This window comes from Sagittula marina (assembly GCF_014196795.1).
GTDB lineage: Bacteria > Pseudomonadota > Alphaproteobacteria > Rhodobacterales > Rhodobacteraceae > Sagittula > Sagittula marina.
The window spans coordinates 145,097-160,209 of record NZ_JACIEJ010000001.1 but is presented as its reverse complement, the minus strand read 5'-3'; the positions used below and the strand labels follow the sequence as shown (position 1 = coordinate 160,209).

Annotated in this window: 5 protein-coding genes; 1 reads left to right on the top strand and 4 read right to left on the bottom strand. The window is 64.8% G+C overall.

Annotated features, from left to right (window positions below; genetic code table 11):
• Positions 1-36 precede the first annotated feature (36 nt).
• Positions 37-1,236: a CpsD/CapB family tyrosine-protein kinase gene (locus tag GGQ68_RS00725; RefSeq protein WP_246429201.1), complete on the top strand. Its 1,200-nt coding sequence runs from the start codon at positions 37-39 to the stop codon at positions 1,234-1,236.
• 105 nt (positions 1,237-1,341) lie between these two features.
• Here GGQ68_RS00725 and GGQ68_RS00720 read toward each other — a convergent pair whose 3' ends face one another.
• The 4 genes from GGQ68_RS00720 to GGQ68_RS00705 all read right to left on the bottom strand — a co-directional run bounded on the left by GGQ68_RS00720 (position 1,342) and on the right by GGQ68_RS00705 (position 15,022).
• Positions 1,342-2,658 carry a Wzz/FepE/Etk N-terminal domain-containing protein gene (locus GGQ68_RS00720; RefSeq protein ID WP_183962479.1) on the bottom strand — a complete coding sequence of 439 codons (1,317 nt, stop codon included), beginning with the start codon at positions 2,656-2,658 and terminating at the stop codon, positions 1,342-1,344.
• Between the two features lie 468 nt (positions 2,659-3,126).
• Positions 3,127-7,614, bottom strand: a complete 4,488-nt coding sequence (locus tag GGQ68_RS00715; RefSeq protein WP_183962478.1) for a MupA/Atu3671 family FMN-dependent luciferase-like monooxygenase — start codon at positions 7,612-7,614, stop codon at positions 3,127-3,129.
• Positions 7,601-8,590: a glycosyltransferase family 2 protein gene (locus GGQ68_RS00710; RefSeq protein ID WP_183962477.1), complete on the bottom strand. Its 990-nt coding sequence runs from the start codon at positions 8,588-8,590 to the stop codon at positions 7,601-7,603. Before GGQ68_RS00710 ends, GGQ68_RS00715 begins: the two co-directional genes overlap by 14 nt.
• Positions 8,591-8,593: 3 nt before the next feature.
• Positions 8,594-15,022, bottom strand: a complete 6,429-nt coding sequence (locus tag GGQ68_RS00705) for a type I polyketide synthase (RefSeq protein WP_183962476.1) — start codon at positions 15,020-15,022, stop codon at positions 8,594-8,596.
• Positions 15,023-15,113: the final 91 nt, after the last annotated feature.

Here is a 15,113-nt window from a genome sequence, read left to right as displayed (position 1 = left end):
TAGCGCAGCGGCCCGTCAAAGGGTCAAGGGCAAGGCATGAACATGATGGACAGCCGCAAATTTCGGCGCCGGCGCAAGCCGCTGAAGGTAGATGAGCCGATCGAGGACGATCTGGCGCCCATCGAGCCTTTGGAAAGCCGCGAAGAGCGTCTGGCCCGTCGCGAGGCCGAGGCCGACGAGGCCGAGCAGGGGGCGGACGAACAGACGCACCTTGACGCAGTTGCCTCCGCCCAACGACAAGTCGAGGAGCAGGACCGCGCCGACCGTCAGCGCCTCGCCGAAGAACAAGCCGAAGCCGAGACCGTAAGGATTGCGGAAGCGCAGGCCCGGGCAGATGCGGCCGAAGAAACCCGACGCAGCCGCCTCGCCGCCGCCCGTGCCAAGCGGTCGGAAGCGCAGCAGCAGGCGGAGCTGGACCAACAGGCCGGGGCGGCGCGCGCCCAGCAGCAGAGCCTCGATGAGCATACCCGCCGTCAAGCCACGCCGATGCCACGCGCGCCTGTGCAACGGCGTGATCCTTGGGCTGAGATCCCGATGATGTCAGTCGATCTTAACCACCTGAACCGCAATCGGGTGATCACCGCCGACCGCCTTAATCCGGCACACACCAGCTTTGACGTGCTGCGCACGCGGCTGATGCACGCGCTGACTGAAAAAGGCTGGAAACGGGTGGCGATCACATCGCCCGGCAAGGACTGCGGCAAGACATTCTCTACGGCCAACTTGGCGGTGTCTCTCTCACGGCAGGAAAACACGCGAACCCTGGTGATGGACTTCGACATGCGGCGGCCTTCGCTGCACAGCGTGATGGGCGTCGAATCTCCCGGCTCGCTGGGCGACGTGCTGCGCGGCACGCTTGCCCCGGAAGACCACTTCCTGCGCATGGGTGAGAACCACTTCGATGCCGGGCACAATATCGCGTTCTCCATGAACACGGTGATCGAACCCTACGCCTCGGAACTGCTGCAGGACCCGCGCACGGAACGCGCGCTCAATCATATCGAGGAGAGCTTTCAACCCGATGTGATGCTCTTCGATCTGCCACCTGCGCTGTTTTATGATGACGTGATGGCCTTTCAGCCGCTGCTTGACGGCGTGCTGCTGGTGGTGGGCGGTGGTCTGACCACCGAACGCGAGATCAAGGAAGTGGAACGCCGCCTTGGCAAGGACACGCCCCTGCTCGGCATGGTTCTGAACAAAGCCGAAGGCGCTGACGCGGACCGCTACGCCTACTGATCCCCCACCCGCCCAGACAAAAGAAAACCGCGGCGTGGCCCCACCGGCCCGCCGCGGTTTCTCCCTTCCGGCGCCCCCACAGGCTCGGAAGGACTGCATTCCATATCAGTGGCGGACAGCGGCGCGCGGCGAGAACAGCGCGCCAAGACCGGAGGTTTTGACCAACCATCCCGCCAGCCCGGCCAGCAGCGCCAGCAGTCCAAGACCCTTTGCCGCCGCTTTCAAACCACCGGCAGTGCGATCGCGGCCCGTGGCCACCACCGGGATCACGGCCACTGGCTGAATGCCAAGCATACGCTCCATCTGCTGCTGGGTGCGGATCGCCGGGTTCAGCATTTCCAGCACCAGCGCCACAGCCAGCGCCAGCAACAGCGAAGCAACGCCACCGACCGCCGTGATTTTCTTCGCCGAAGACGACATCGGGTTCTCCGGCACGAGGGCGGTTTCCAGCACCTCAAAGCGTCCGGCGTTCTGGGTATCTTCGAGCGCCTGGCCCATCTCGGCCTCAGCCTTGGCGCGGGTGATGACGCGGTATTGCTCTTCCAGTCGGTCCATCTCGCGTTCCATCCGGGACAGCTCGCGCTCCACTTCAGGGGCGGAGACGATCTGCGCCTCGATGGCATCGGCACGGCTGGCCACCAGCGCCTTTTGATCCTCCAGCAAGGTGACCTGACGTTCGATCTCCTCGGCGCGGCGGCGCGTGGTGTCGGACTGCATGGAGATGATCTCCTGCTCCAGGTCGAGCTGCGTGTCCTTCAACGTGGTCAGCTGGCTGCGCAGTGCCATGATTCCCGCGGGAAGCTGCGCGGCATTGGCCTCCTTGTAGGCGGCAATCTGATCTTCCAGAACGACGATCTCCGCCTCTACGCGCGCCTCTTCGTTCTGGTAGAAGGACAGCGTTTCGCGGGCCTGGTTCACGGCGCGGGTGCGGGACTGTTCGATCATTGAACCCATCAGGTCATTTGCCACGTCGGCGGCCTTTTCGGCGTCAGCCAGTTGCACGGTGATCATCAGGCCCGAGGGCACGGCGGGCGCAGCGCTGAAGGTCGTGCTTGGATTGGTGATTTCGTTGATGCGGGCGGACTGGCGCATCATGTACACACGCTCGGACGCGCTCATCATCGGATCGTGCGTGAACAGGTCGTGCTTGTCCATGACGCGGACGAGGTTGTCACGTGACATCAGGCGCTGCTCGATCAGCTTGAGCCGTCGGGACGTGCCGCCAGCGGTCTGAACAGAGGTTGCGGCGCTTGCCACGCTGGCGTCCTCGATCTGGACGACGGCGGTTGCCTCGTAGACCTTGGTCTGGGTCAGCGCAAAATTCAGCGACAAAAGAATGCCCGCGAAGAAAATCCCGGCAATCAGCAGGCCGCGACGTTTCAGTGCAGCAAAGATCTCATCGACAGATTGAAACTGGTTCATAATACGCGATCCCGCAAAGTTGGCCCCCAATGCGGAAGAGGGCGTCCGGTCCAACCTCTCCCGAGGTTGCTACGACCGATGCGCGCCATCTTCGAGACATAATCTAACCGCTGCGCCTCAATCTCGCCACACCCTTGCAACGTTCGGCTAGGAAACACTTCGTGTCCATTTCCGGGATCGCCGCCACAGTTTTGCCTTGGTTCACTAAAGTTCAATCATATCAGCGCCAAACAAGGCATAGCCCGCCGCATTTGAGCAGGCTCCACCGAGCACGTCCTGGCCCTCACGTGCTGAAACGGCTTACGCGGGGACAAAAGTAAACAGAACCTTGTCTGAAACGGGCTGAAGTCGGGCCGTATCAGGGCGCATGTTCCGGCGACTCACCTGATCATTCACCGGCTCAGAACAGCGCAAAACGCCCCAGAGTTTCCCCTGAGGCGTTCCGCGTGCTCTTTGGTCGTGTAAGCTTTAGGCGCCGCGATGTGATCGCATGGCCCGGCGGCGGGCCATCGCTTCGGCCCGCGCATCGGCGCGTGGGTTCCCCGTCGCCGCGACCGGCATCGCAGGGGTCGACACTGCGACCGGTGGCGCGACGGACGGGCCTTTCGCGGGCTTTGGGGTGGGTGCGGCAGCTTGCGGCACACCGTTTGTCAACTCGGCCACCCGCGCAGCGAGATCGGCCAGCCTGGGCAATCGGAAGATGTCGGTGATCGACAGCTTCGCCGCGCCCAGTTCCTCGCGAAGCGCCCGATGCACCTGGACTGCCAGCAAGGAATGCCCACCGAGGTCAAAGAAGTTGTCCGACCCCTTCGGCCCCGCCACGCCAAGGAAACGGGTCCAGATCGCGGCCACGCGGGCCTCGACCTCAGCCGGGGCAACCTGAGTGGTGCTTGCCTCCGGTTTGCTTGCGACAGGGGCTGGCGCGGCCACCGGAATGGCGGCGGCCGAAGTCGGCACTGGCAGCGCCTTGCGATCCACCTTCTTGTTTGGCGTCAGGGGGAAGCGTTGCAATGACACGAACCGCCCCGGCACCATGAAGCTGGGCAGATCCCGTGCCATGGCTGTCTTGAGCGTCGCCTCTTCTTGCGCCGTGCCGGTGTAATATCCCACCAGCCGCACGTCGCCGGGCACGTCCTCCCGCGCGACCACGACCGCCTGGGTGACACCTTCGATCGCCTCAAGACAGGCTTCGATTTCGCCCAATTCGATCCGGTAGCCGCGCAGTTTCACCTGATTGTCGACGCGCCCCACAAAGTCGAGCTTTCCATCGGGACGCCTGCGCACCAGGTCTCCGGTCCGGTACATCCGCCCCGCATCGAAGGGGTTGGCGACGAAGCGTTCTGCCGTCAGGTCGGGCCGCTGCCAATAGCCCCGCGTGACACCCTCGCCACCGATCCAGAGCTCGCCCTCCTGACCGATGCCCACGGGCTGCTGGTCATCGTCGAGCACATACATCTGCTGGTTTGCCAGCGGCAGGCCGACGTTCACCACCGCCTCCCCCGGCGCGGCACGGGTGCAGGAGGACCAGATCGTCGTCTCTGTCGGGCCGTACATGTTGGTCACGGTGGCATTGGTGATCTCTGCAAATTCCTGCACCAGCGCGCCGGGCAGCGGCTCCCCCCCGAGGAAGAGATGCTGCACCCCCTTCAGGGCAAAGCGCGCCTCGTCGTTCATGGCGATCATCCGCGCCATCGACGGCGTACATTGCAGATGCGTCACTCCATGCCGCACGATCTGCGCCGCGATGGAGAAGTCGTGGTCCGCCAACGCGCGTTCCTCGTTGGCCTGTGCGACGACCTCTGCCAGCGGGCGCAAACCATCAAGCACCACCTGAGGGTCGATGCCGTAGTCGATCAGACAGGCCACTTCGGTCACGCCGATGTCCTTCACCTGTTCGACCCGTGCCAGCGCATCTTCTACCGTGCCGAACAGGCCGCTGTCATTGAAGTAGCGCTCGAACGCATAATCGAGGATCGCATCCAGCTCCTCCGCCTCCAGCCCATCAAGCTGCAAGTCGAAGGCATTTTGCGCCCCCTCGGGCCGCTTGAACGCTGGAAAGGCCCAGGCGTATTGTTTGATCAGGCCAGCGGCGGAATTGAGGTAGTCCTTCATCGGACCGCGCGCGATCTCCCGCGCCTGTTCGCGGGTCTCGGCGATGAAGGTGTGCAACATCAGCGACACTTTGAACTCCGCCGGGTCGTGGCCCGCCTCGCGCAGCGCCGCATGATAGAGCTTGATCTTCTCGCCCACCTCGTCGACCGACTGGCCCAGCAGGTGCGTCAGCACGTTGCAGCCTGCCTTACCCGCCTCGATCCACGTGGCGGGGTTGCCCGCCGTGGTGACCCAGACCGGCAGTTCTTTTGACACCGGGCGGGGCTGTGTCACCACCTCGTGCAGGGAGCCGTCCTGACGCGGAAAGGATACGGCCTCCCCCCGCCACAGCCGCCGCACGATATCCAGATCCCGCATCATCGCGGGCTTGTTTTCCGGCGGCGTGTTTTCGGGGCGCAGCACGAAATCATCAGGCTGCCAGCCAGAGGCGATGGCCATGCCCGCGCGCCCGTTGGTGAGGTTGTCGATCACCGCCCATTCCTCGGCGATGCGGGCGGGATGGTGCAGCGGGGCAACCACGGAGCCGCCTCGCACGCCGATGTTGCGCGTCACTCCGGCGACCGCAGCGCCCGTCACGGATGGGTTCGGATAGGGTCCGCCAAAGGCGTGAAAGTGCCGCTCCGGCGTCCAGACCGCGACAAAGCCATTGTCATCAGCGAACTTTGCACCGTCCAGCAGCAGCTTGTACTTGTCGCGCCCGGCACCGTCATCATTGCCCCAATAATAGAGGGAAAATTCCATTCCCCCGACCGAAGGCATCGGCCCGTTGGAGATCAGGCCGCGGTCTTCGTCGCCGGTCAGTACAACTGTCAGACCACGCGCCGTGGTCCAGAACAGCTCCAACACCGAGATGTCGAAGGACAGCGAGGTGACAGCCAGCCAGACGCCTGACGTCGGGATATGCTGATCCATGCCGACGTAAAAATTGACCGCGTTGCGGTGTTCGACCATCACGCCCTTCGGCTTGCCGGTGGAACCACTGGTGTAGATCATGTAGGCCAGATGCTCCGGCCCGCTGAGCGGCACGGGATCGGTGTCGGCCATCTCGGCCAGACGCGGTTCGGCGTCCAGCACCAGGACCTGCGCCGCGTGGCGGGGCAAGGCCTGCTCCATCGCGGCCTGCGTCACGATCACCTGCGCGCCGCTGTCCTCGACGAAATGTTCCAATCGATCCGCCGGATAGCTTGGGTCCATGGGCAGATAGGCTCCGCCTGCCTTTAGAATGCCCAGCGCACCGACCATCATGTCGACCGACCGCCCCACGCACAGGCCGACCACCGCATCCGGACCCACGCCCATGTCGCGCAGCAAATGCGCAACGCGGTTCGCACGGGCGTTCAGCTCCGCGTAAGACAGGTGCACGTCCTCAAAGATCAGCGCCGTCGCGTCCGGCGTGCGCGCCACCTGCGCTTCGAAGGCGGTCTGCATGGTCAACGCGCGGTCATGATCAAAGTCTGTGGCGTTGGCCGCGTCGATCAGGGCGCGCTCCGTGTCCGGCAGTGCCGTGCCACTGTCCAGACGTGCCGCGAGGATCTCCGCCATTTGCGGCGCGATCTTCCCACTGTCATAGAGGAACGCGCCAGAGTGCAGGTCCACAGTCACCACGGTTCCGGCGACAAAACCGTCTTGGCTCAGGCCAATGGCGGGCACCTCTGGCCAGTCGAGTTCTGGCGCCCGCACGAACAGGTCGCGGGCAAAGGGCAACACCCGACCATCACGCCAGAGCGCCCAGTCGCCTTGCAGGTCGTTCCCGGCATCGTGCCAGGCCAGATCCACCGCATGGCCCGCCAGTTGCGCAGCCCAAACCGCCACGTCCCGCGCCTCGACACTCCGGGTCAGGGCCCGTGTCTGCACGTCGCCCGAGGCGCCCCCTGCACCCGGCACCGTCGCCGGAGCGTAACTGGCAAACGCCTTGCGTGCCGCGCGTTCCACTGCGACTGCCGCTTTGGCCGCCCCTGTCGCCCCCAAGGGCAAGACGTCACCGACAGAGGCCACCTCCGCCAATGCAACCGGCGCGCCGCAGATTCGCGTCACCTCCAACGCCAAGGCCCCGTCGCCGCAGGCCACCACCAGCCGCGCGTCGGCCTCCAACACTGTGCCCGCTGCGGCGTGGGCGTCCATCACCGATGCCTCGGCCACGCGCCACACCCCCGAAGGCGTGCGCAGTTTCGCAACGCACAGCGGGTTCCAATACGGCCCGTGATCCAGTGCGCGCACCTGCCGCGACAGCTCTGACGCGGGGCGTGCGAGGTCGAGCAACCCGTGCCCCTCCGGCCGATCCTTCAAGCCGTGATAGCTGCGTTGCGACAAGTCCTGCGGCTGACGTTCCAATCCATGCGCCATCTGATCCAGCACCGCCGGAAAACTGTCGAGCGCCGCCTCCCACGCCTTGGTGTTCAAGGTCAGGGCCGTGTCCTGATCGGTGACGTCGAACAAGCGTTGCACCAGAACATCGCCTTCGTCCACGCCGCCCTCGATCATGTGCCACGAGATGCCGTGCTGTGTCTCGCCCTCCAGCAGCGCCCAGACCGGGGCGTTCAGCCCGGCATGGCGCGGCAAAGGACCGTCGTGAAAATTTACCGCCCCCCGCTTGGCGCAAGACAAGACATTGTCCGGCACAATTTCCAGATTGGCGATGGACAGCAGCCAGTCGAACTCCCCCAACCGCGTTGCCAGATCCTTGCCGTAGGGCTCGACCCGCAGGCCGCGCCCCTCGGCCCAAGTCGTCACCCCAGCGTCATGCGTCACAACTGCGCGCAGCCGGTGGCCACGGGCCAGAGCCATCTCGCCGCATTGCACGGTCAGAGTGTCGTTCCCCATCAAAATGCAGTCAAACGTGGACATGATCGTCCCTCCTTTGCGCCGCAACGACACCCGGCAAGGGGCGCGTCGCGGCTGACAGGTCGTGTTTCAAAAGATCGCGCAGAAAGTGTTTCGGATCGGCGGGCGGCTTACCCTGAAGCCGTCGCCGCACCCGCCAGAGCGCACCGCCCAAGCCATGCGCCAACGTCGCCCCCACGGCATATAACCGCCCGTGGTTCTTGGAGAAATAATGCCAGCGGCTGTCCAGCCAATAGCCGGGAATACGTTCCCAGCGCCGCATCCCGGTCGAGACGGAGCCGATGTGCATCACCGCGCTGTCATGCACGTAATGCGTCTCGAAGCCGTGCTGCGCCAGTTGAAGACACAGGTCTGTCTCTTCGAAATAGAGGAAATAGACCTCATCAAAGAGCCCGCTCTGCTCCAGCGCATCCATGCGCAGCATCATCGAGGCGCCCGCCAGCCAGTCGACTTTTTGCGTGTCCTCCGGCACGGCCAAAGGCACACGCCAGCGCGCCAACACGCGTGACACCGGGCCAAAGCGGATCGCGCCTTCGAATTCTGACGCGAGGGACGGAAAGCGAAAGGCCGTCATATGCGCCTCCCCGTCCTCGCCGTGGATGTACGACCCGGCGCAGCCTGCGCGCGGATGCGCCTCCAGGTGGTCATGCAGCTTTGCGATGGCATCGGTCCCGGGGAAAGCGTCCGAATTCAGCAGGTAGACGTAATCCGGGCGGCTGCCGTCAGACATGCCCGCGCGGATGCCGACGTTGTTGCCCGCGCCAAATCCGCCGTTGTGGCCCGACTGAATGACACGGATCGGCAGCGCCTGCGCCGCGACCTGCGCGCAGAGCCAGTCATATGATCCATCGCCGGAATCGTTGTCCACGATGACCAGCTCCGCCTCCAGCCCTTGCATCGCCGCCAGCGCGGCATGGGCCGATTTCAGTGTCATCTCCGGTGTGCGGAAGTTCAGCGATACGACTAAAATGCGTGCCATGATCTACTCCGCCGCGTGACTGGGAAAGGGCACGACGTCGCCCATTGGTCTCTCGGCATCCTCGATCACGTCGCGCATCAGGCCGGCCAGCACGCGCACGTTTGGCTCCAACACCATGGAATCGTGATCCCCCGGCACCTCGTGGACCTCCACCTGCGGCGCGACGGAGCGCCAGTCGTTGTCCTCCAACACGTAAGTGCGCTCCGAATTCACCAATTTGCCGCCCGACACTGTCCATTGGCCGGACAGCGGCGGCCGGAACAGCACCAGACGACCGTCCCATGGCGCAACCGTGTAGGCGTTGATCGCGCGATAGAACGCTGCTTCGATCTCTGCATTATGGAAGCCATGCGCCGCCTCGGTTTCGCCCGGCGCGCGACGCTTGGCGATCTCCCAGGCGATGCGGTTTCTGGCCCAGACAAAGGGATAAAGAAGGCCCTTTTCCCGCGCCTTATGCGCTTGGATGATCACCCGATCCACCAGTTCCAGCGGGCGGCGCTGCGGCAAGGGCGTGTCCAGCATGACCACCAGCGAGACCTGCTCGCCCGCAGCCTCCAACTGGTGCGCGATCTCGTAGGCAGTTATGCCCCCGCCAGAGAACCCGCCCAGCATGTACGGCCCATGTGGCTGCACCTGCCGCATTTCCGCAATGTAATCGCGGGCGGCGTCCTCGATGCTGTCATGCGGGGTTTCGCCGCCATACAGGCCGCGCGCCTGAACGCCATAAAACGGGCGATCCGCCCCCAGAAGATGCGCAAGGTGGCGCAAATTCAACACGTTGCCGAACATCCCCGCGATCAGGAAGAACGGCTGCCGTGGTCCACCGTCGCCCTCGTGCATCGCCACCAGATGCCGGAACCGCCGTTGTGGCGCTTCGGCCCGGGCCGCGCCGTCCACCGGCCCGATCTCTGCTTCGATCAGCGCGGCACAGGCGCGAATGGTGGGTGCCTCGAACAGAACCGAGATCGGGAAATCCACGCGGAAGGCTTTCTTGATCATGGCAAACAGGCGCACCGCGATCAGCGAATGCCCGCCAAGGTCGAAAAAGCTGTCCTCGACGCCCACGTTCGACACGCCCAACAGCTCCTGCCAGAAGCCTGCCAGCCGCTCTTCGATCTCGCCCTCAGGTGCGACGAAATCGCTTTCCAATTGGGGCCGCTCAAAATTCTGCGTGGCCGTTGCCTCCACCGCGCCGGCCTGAGCGACCAGCGCCGGCAAATCCATCGAGGACACCACCACCTGCCGCTCGCCACTGGCCAGAACACGGTGAAACGCCGTGACCCCCTCGGCGGGCAGGATGCCCTGCGACAGATTGTGCGCCAGCCGCTCCTCCGCCGGGGACAGGGCCTGCGCTGTGCTTGGCTCGTCAAAGCGCACCTCCGCCGGGGTCAGTCGCGGCGCATCGCGCAGCACGTCGAGCGAGGCCAGCTTGCGGATGGTGAAACCCTTCACCTCGACACAAACGCGCCCATCCAGATCACACAGCGTCACGTCGAACACCGCGGTTTCGCGGTCGGCACGGTTCTCAGCGGCATTGCGCACCCAGGAGACCACGCGCGCAGGCAGCGCCTCATACACCTTGACCGAGGCGTAGCGCACCGGCACCCACAGATGCGTCGCCTGATAGCCCTCGATCAGCTCCATCGCCCAGCCGGTCGCGATGTCCATCAGCGCCGGATGCAGCAAACAGCCGTCGTCTGCCGCCTCTGGTCCCAGTTCCAGCTCTGCGACGCCTTCGCCCTGGCCCAGCGCAGCGCGGCGCAGCACCTTCCAGCGCGGGCCAAAGTTCAGATGCACCTCCTGCGCACTGACGAGCGGCGCGCCTGCGGCCTCCCTTGCGGCACCACACCGCGCACGCAGCGCGTCCAGATCCACCGGCTCCGGCGTGCCCATGGGCAGCAGCGACAGCGCGCCCTCGGCCGTGGCGGCAAAGCCATGCCGCCCGTTCAGCGACACATCCGCTGCGACTTCAAACCCATAGCCGCTGTCGGTGCGCGTCAGCGTCACCTCCACCTGTCGCGCGCCCTGATCGGCGACCTTGAGGGGCCGCAGAAAACTCAGGTCGCGCAGCTCGAACGGCCCATCCTCGTGATGCGCCCGCAAGGCATGTGCCGCCAATGTCAGATAGCCGGTGCCGGGCAACAGCGCATCGCCCGCGCGAGTCCGGTGTTCGTCGATCCACCAGTCGTCCGCGCTGTAAGAGGCGGCAAACACGCGATTTCCCTGTGCGTCAAAGCGCGCCACGTCGAGCAGCGGCAGGGCCACCGGCTCTTCCGGCGCGTCGGGCAGATCGCCGGTGCGTGCGGCCACGGCCTCTGCCGCCATGCCGACTTCGTTCCAGATGCCCCAGTTCAGCGCCACAACCCGCGTCTTGCCAGACCGGGCCTGCGCATAAGCGTTGAGATATTCGTTTGCGGCGACGTAATCCACCTGCCCCGCCGGGGCGGTCACGGTAGAGGACGAGGCGAACAACACCATCCAGTCGAGCGTGCCGTCGGGAAAGACCTCCCCCAGCACATCGGTGCCGTGGATCTTCGGCGTGAACACACTCTCGACCGAGGCCGGGGATTTTGCCAGCAGCGGAGCATCGTCGATCACACCTGCGCCGTGGATCACACCGCTGATCGGGCCGAACCGCGCCGTCACCGCATCGCGGGCCGTGCGCATCTGACCCGCATTGCAGACGTCAGCGGCCACAACCATAACCTCTGCGCCCGCGTCCTCCAGCGATTGCACTGCACGTATGCGCTGCGCCACGCGGTCCTGCGGTGCATGACGTTTCAGATAATCCGGCCATTCCGCACGCTCCGGCAGAGCCTGCCGTGCCAGCAGCGCCAGCTTTGTCCCCCGCGATGCCAAGTCCTGTGCGAGGGTCAGTCCGATGCCGCCAAATCCGCCTGTCAGCAGAACCACATCGGCCTGCACCGGCGCGGCGTCTTCAAGTGGCATTGGTTTCATCACGCGATCAAATCGCCGATCCCCGCGCAACGCCGCCTGCCCATCGCGCGGCTCTGCCAGCAGTTCTTCCAGAAGTCGCAGGTCAAGTGCCTCGCGCGCCGCCTCGGCCTCGGCCATCGTTCGACCGCGCGCCCAGAACGGTGCATCGCCCGACACCGGCAACACCACGTCCAGACAGTTCACCGTCACACCCGGCATCTCGCGCGGGATCACCCGCGCCGGACCAGCTACGGTGGCCTTTTCGGGATAGGGCAGGCCCTCGTCACGCAGCCTCACCGCGCCATTGGTCACAACGTCGATATGCAAGGGACGCGCAACGCCTTCGCCTTCCAACGCCTGTGCAAGGAACAGAAGGCTGTAAAATCCCTGCTCCTGAACGCGATGGAAGAACGACGATCCGGGCCGGTGCCCTTCGCCTTCGGTCAGCAACCAGAAATGACCGATCCGCGTCGGCAAAAGCCCCCGCGCACCGAGGTCCGCCAGCAACAGATCGAACCCTTCGCGGCCGCGCTCCGGTGCCAGGACATAGTCCTCGCCCACCCGGGCAAAAGCATCGCCGGGCCGCACCGCGACCACCTGATGCCCCGCCGCGCGCAGACGGGTCGACAGCCGCGCGGCCACACCGCCCTCGTCCTCGAACATCAGCCAGACCTGCGGCGCGGCATCGCCCAGACCATGCGCCACATCGACTTCGACCTCCGCCGCGCGGGGCCGCCAGACAGGCTTCCAGCCCCAACCGGACACATCGTCGGTGCGCGTCAGGAAGGTCGGTCGCTGGCTCACAGCCTCCCCGGGCGCGATGAAATACTCTTGCCGTTGAAAGGCATAGGTCGGCAACACGACGCGATTGCGCCGCGCGTCCCCCCAGATCTGCGCCCAGTCGATAGACACGCCAAGCGCCGCCAGACGTCCCAGCACCTCGAACATATGTTTGTCGTCGGCGATCTCTTCGTCCCGATGCCGCAGAGACGACAGCACCGCCTGCGCGCCCACCTCCGGATGCGCCCGCGCCAGCGAAGACAGCGCCTTGCCCGGCCCCACTTCCAGCAGCACGCGGTCATCCCCAGCCACCGCGCTCAGGCAATCGGCAAACAGAACCGACCCGCGCAGATGCCCAACCCAATAGGCCGGGTCCATCGCCTGCGCATCCGTCATCATCCGTCCCGTGCGGTTCGACGTCAGCGGGATCTGCGGCGGGTGCAGTGCAATGCTGCGCAGATAGCTCTCAAACTCAGCCAGGATCGGCTCCAGCATCCGGCTATGCGCGGCAATGTTGATGCCGATGCGCTGGCAATCCACACCGCGCGCGGCCAAAACCGCCTCCAGCTGATCCAGCGCCGCCTGCGGGCCGGAGGCCACTGACAGTTCCACCCCATTCTCCGCCGCAAGGTCCAGATCGGCGCCCAGCAGCGGCCGCAAATCGGCGGCGCTCAGGCTCACTGACAGCATCCCGCCCTCCGGCACGGTGTCGAACAGCCGCCCGCGCAAATGCACCAGACCGATGCAATCCTCGAACGACATCACGCCCGCCAGACAGGCCGCCGTGTTCTCTCCCATGGAATGTCCGGTCAGGGCTGCAGGCATCACGCCCCACCCCATCCACATCTGCGCCAACGCATATTCGGTGATCATGATCAACGGCAGCTGCAACGAGGGTCGCAAAAGCGCCGCGTCCGCCGCCGCCACATCATCCTCCGGCAACCAAAGCGCGCGAACCTTGTGTTTCTCTGCTTCTGAAATACTCATCTGTGACGCGTCCATCAGCGCTTCCAGATGCGTCAGGCCGCGATCCATCCATTCGGCAAAGACCGGCTCCGTCTCATACAAATCCCGCGCCATGCCCGCGTATTGCGCGCCACCGCCGGGAAACATGAACACCACCTCGGGCCGCTCCAATGCGCTGTGCAGATGAAGGCGACGCGGGTTTTTGCCCTCCAGCAAATCCGCCGCCTCTGAATGGCTGTCTGCCACCACAACCATGCGCCGCTCGAATGCCCGTCGACCGTCTTTCAGCGTCCAGGCCACATCTGCCAGATCCTGTTCGGGATGTGCGCGCAGATGCGCCGCCAATCGTGCCGCATTCGCCTCCAGCGCCGCCTTTGACCGACCCGAAACCGTCAGGATCTGGAACGGCCAGTCGCTCGCGTCGCCTGCCGCGCGTTCCGGCGCCTCTTCCAGCACCACGTGTGCATTCGTGCCGCCAACACCGAGTGCATTCACCCCGGCACGCCGCGGATGATCGCCGCGCGTCCAATCGGTCAACCGGTCATTTACCATAAACGGCGAACCCTCGAAGCCGATCGCCGGGTTCGGTGCCTCATAGCCCAGCGATGGCGGTATCTGCGCGTGATGCAGTGCCAAGGACGCCTTGATCAGCGACGCAACACCCGCCGCTGTATCCAGGTGGCCGATGTTGGTCTTCACCGATCCGATCCGGCAATGCCCCACCGCGCCAGAGGTCTCGCGGAACGCCTCCGTCAGCGCCGCGACCTCGATCGGGTCGCCCAGATAGGTGCCTGTGCCGTGACACTCGACGTAATCCACCGTGTCCGATGTGACGCCCGCAATCGCCTGCGCCTCGGCCACCGCAGCAGCCTGCCCTTCGACCGACGGCGCGAGGTAACCGGCTTTGGCCGCGCCGTCGTTGTTGACGGCCGTGCCCTTGATGACGCCCCAGATATGGTCGCCATCGGCCACCGCATCCGCCATGCGCCGCAGGACAACGCAGCCTGCGCCAGAGCCGAACACCGTCCCTTTGGCCCGGTGATCAAAGGCGTGGCAGGCCCCGTCTGGCGACAGGATTTCGTTTTCCTTGTACAGATAACCGCGTCCCTGCGGCAGCTCTATCGTCACGCCGCCCGCCAGCACCATGTCGCATTCGCCATTCAGCAGCGCCTGCACGCCGTAATGCACCGCCACCAAGGAGGTCGAACACGCCGTCTGCAAGTTGATCGACGGCCCCTTCAGATCCATGATGTGCGACAGGCGCGTGGTCATGAAATCCTTGTCGTTGCCCGTGTGGCGCAGCAGGAACATCCCCGTATTGTCCACGAGGTCCGGATTCGAACAGACGTTGAAATAGAAATAGGATCCCATGCCGCAGCCCGCGAAGACACCGATCTGGCCGTCGAACCCCTCGGGCACATGACCGGCGGTCTCCATCGCTTCCCACGCGCATTCCAGAAATTGACGGTGCTGCGGGTCCATGATCGCCGCATCCTTGGGCGACAGGCCGTAAAACTCCGCATCGAATTGGGCAAACCCTTCGAGCGGTGCGGCAAACGGCACGTAATCGCGGTGCCGCATCAGGCCGGGATCTTCGCCAGCGGCGCGCAGCTCTTCCTCTGACAGACGCCGGATCGAAGAGACCCCGTCGCGCAAATTCTGCCAGTAGGCGTGAATGTCTGCCGCCCCCGGAAGATGCGCAGCCATGCCAACAATCGCAATGTCGTTTTCGCCCCAAAGGTGCGTCATGCCCAATCCACCTTAAACAAACATGCTTACATCATGCTTTGACAATGTGCGAAAAATGGGGCGCTTTTTAGGATTTACCTAAGGTAAAGGC

What these genes read in the sequence shown, in the direction of transcription:
- GGQ68_RS00705 (WP_183962476.1), bottom strand. Translation starts at nt 15,022, where the DNA reads ATGACGCACCTTTGGGGCGAAAACGACATTGCGATTGTTGGCATGGCT.
- GGQ68_RS00725 (WP_246429201.1), top strand. Translation starts at nt 37, where the DNA reads ATGAACATGATGGACAGCCGCAAATTTCGGCGCCGGCGCAAGCCGCTG.
- GGQ68_RS00720 (WP_183962479.1), bottom strand. Translation starts at nt 2,658, where the DNA reads ATGAACCAGTTTCAATCTGTCGATGAGATCTTTGCTGCACTGAAACGT.
- GGQ68_RS00710 (WP_183962477.1), bottom strand. Translation starts at nt 8,590, where the DNA reads ATGGCACGCATTTTAGTCGTATCGCTGAACTTCCGCACACCGGAGATG.
- GGQ68_RS00715 (WP_183962478.1), bottom strand. Translation starts at nt 7,614, where the DNA reads ATGTCCACGTTTGACTGCATTTTGATGGGGAACGACACTCTGACCGTG.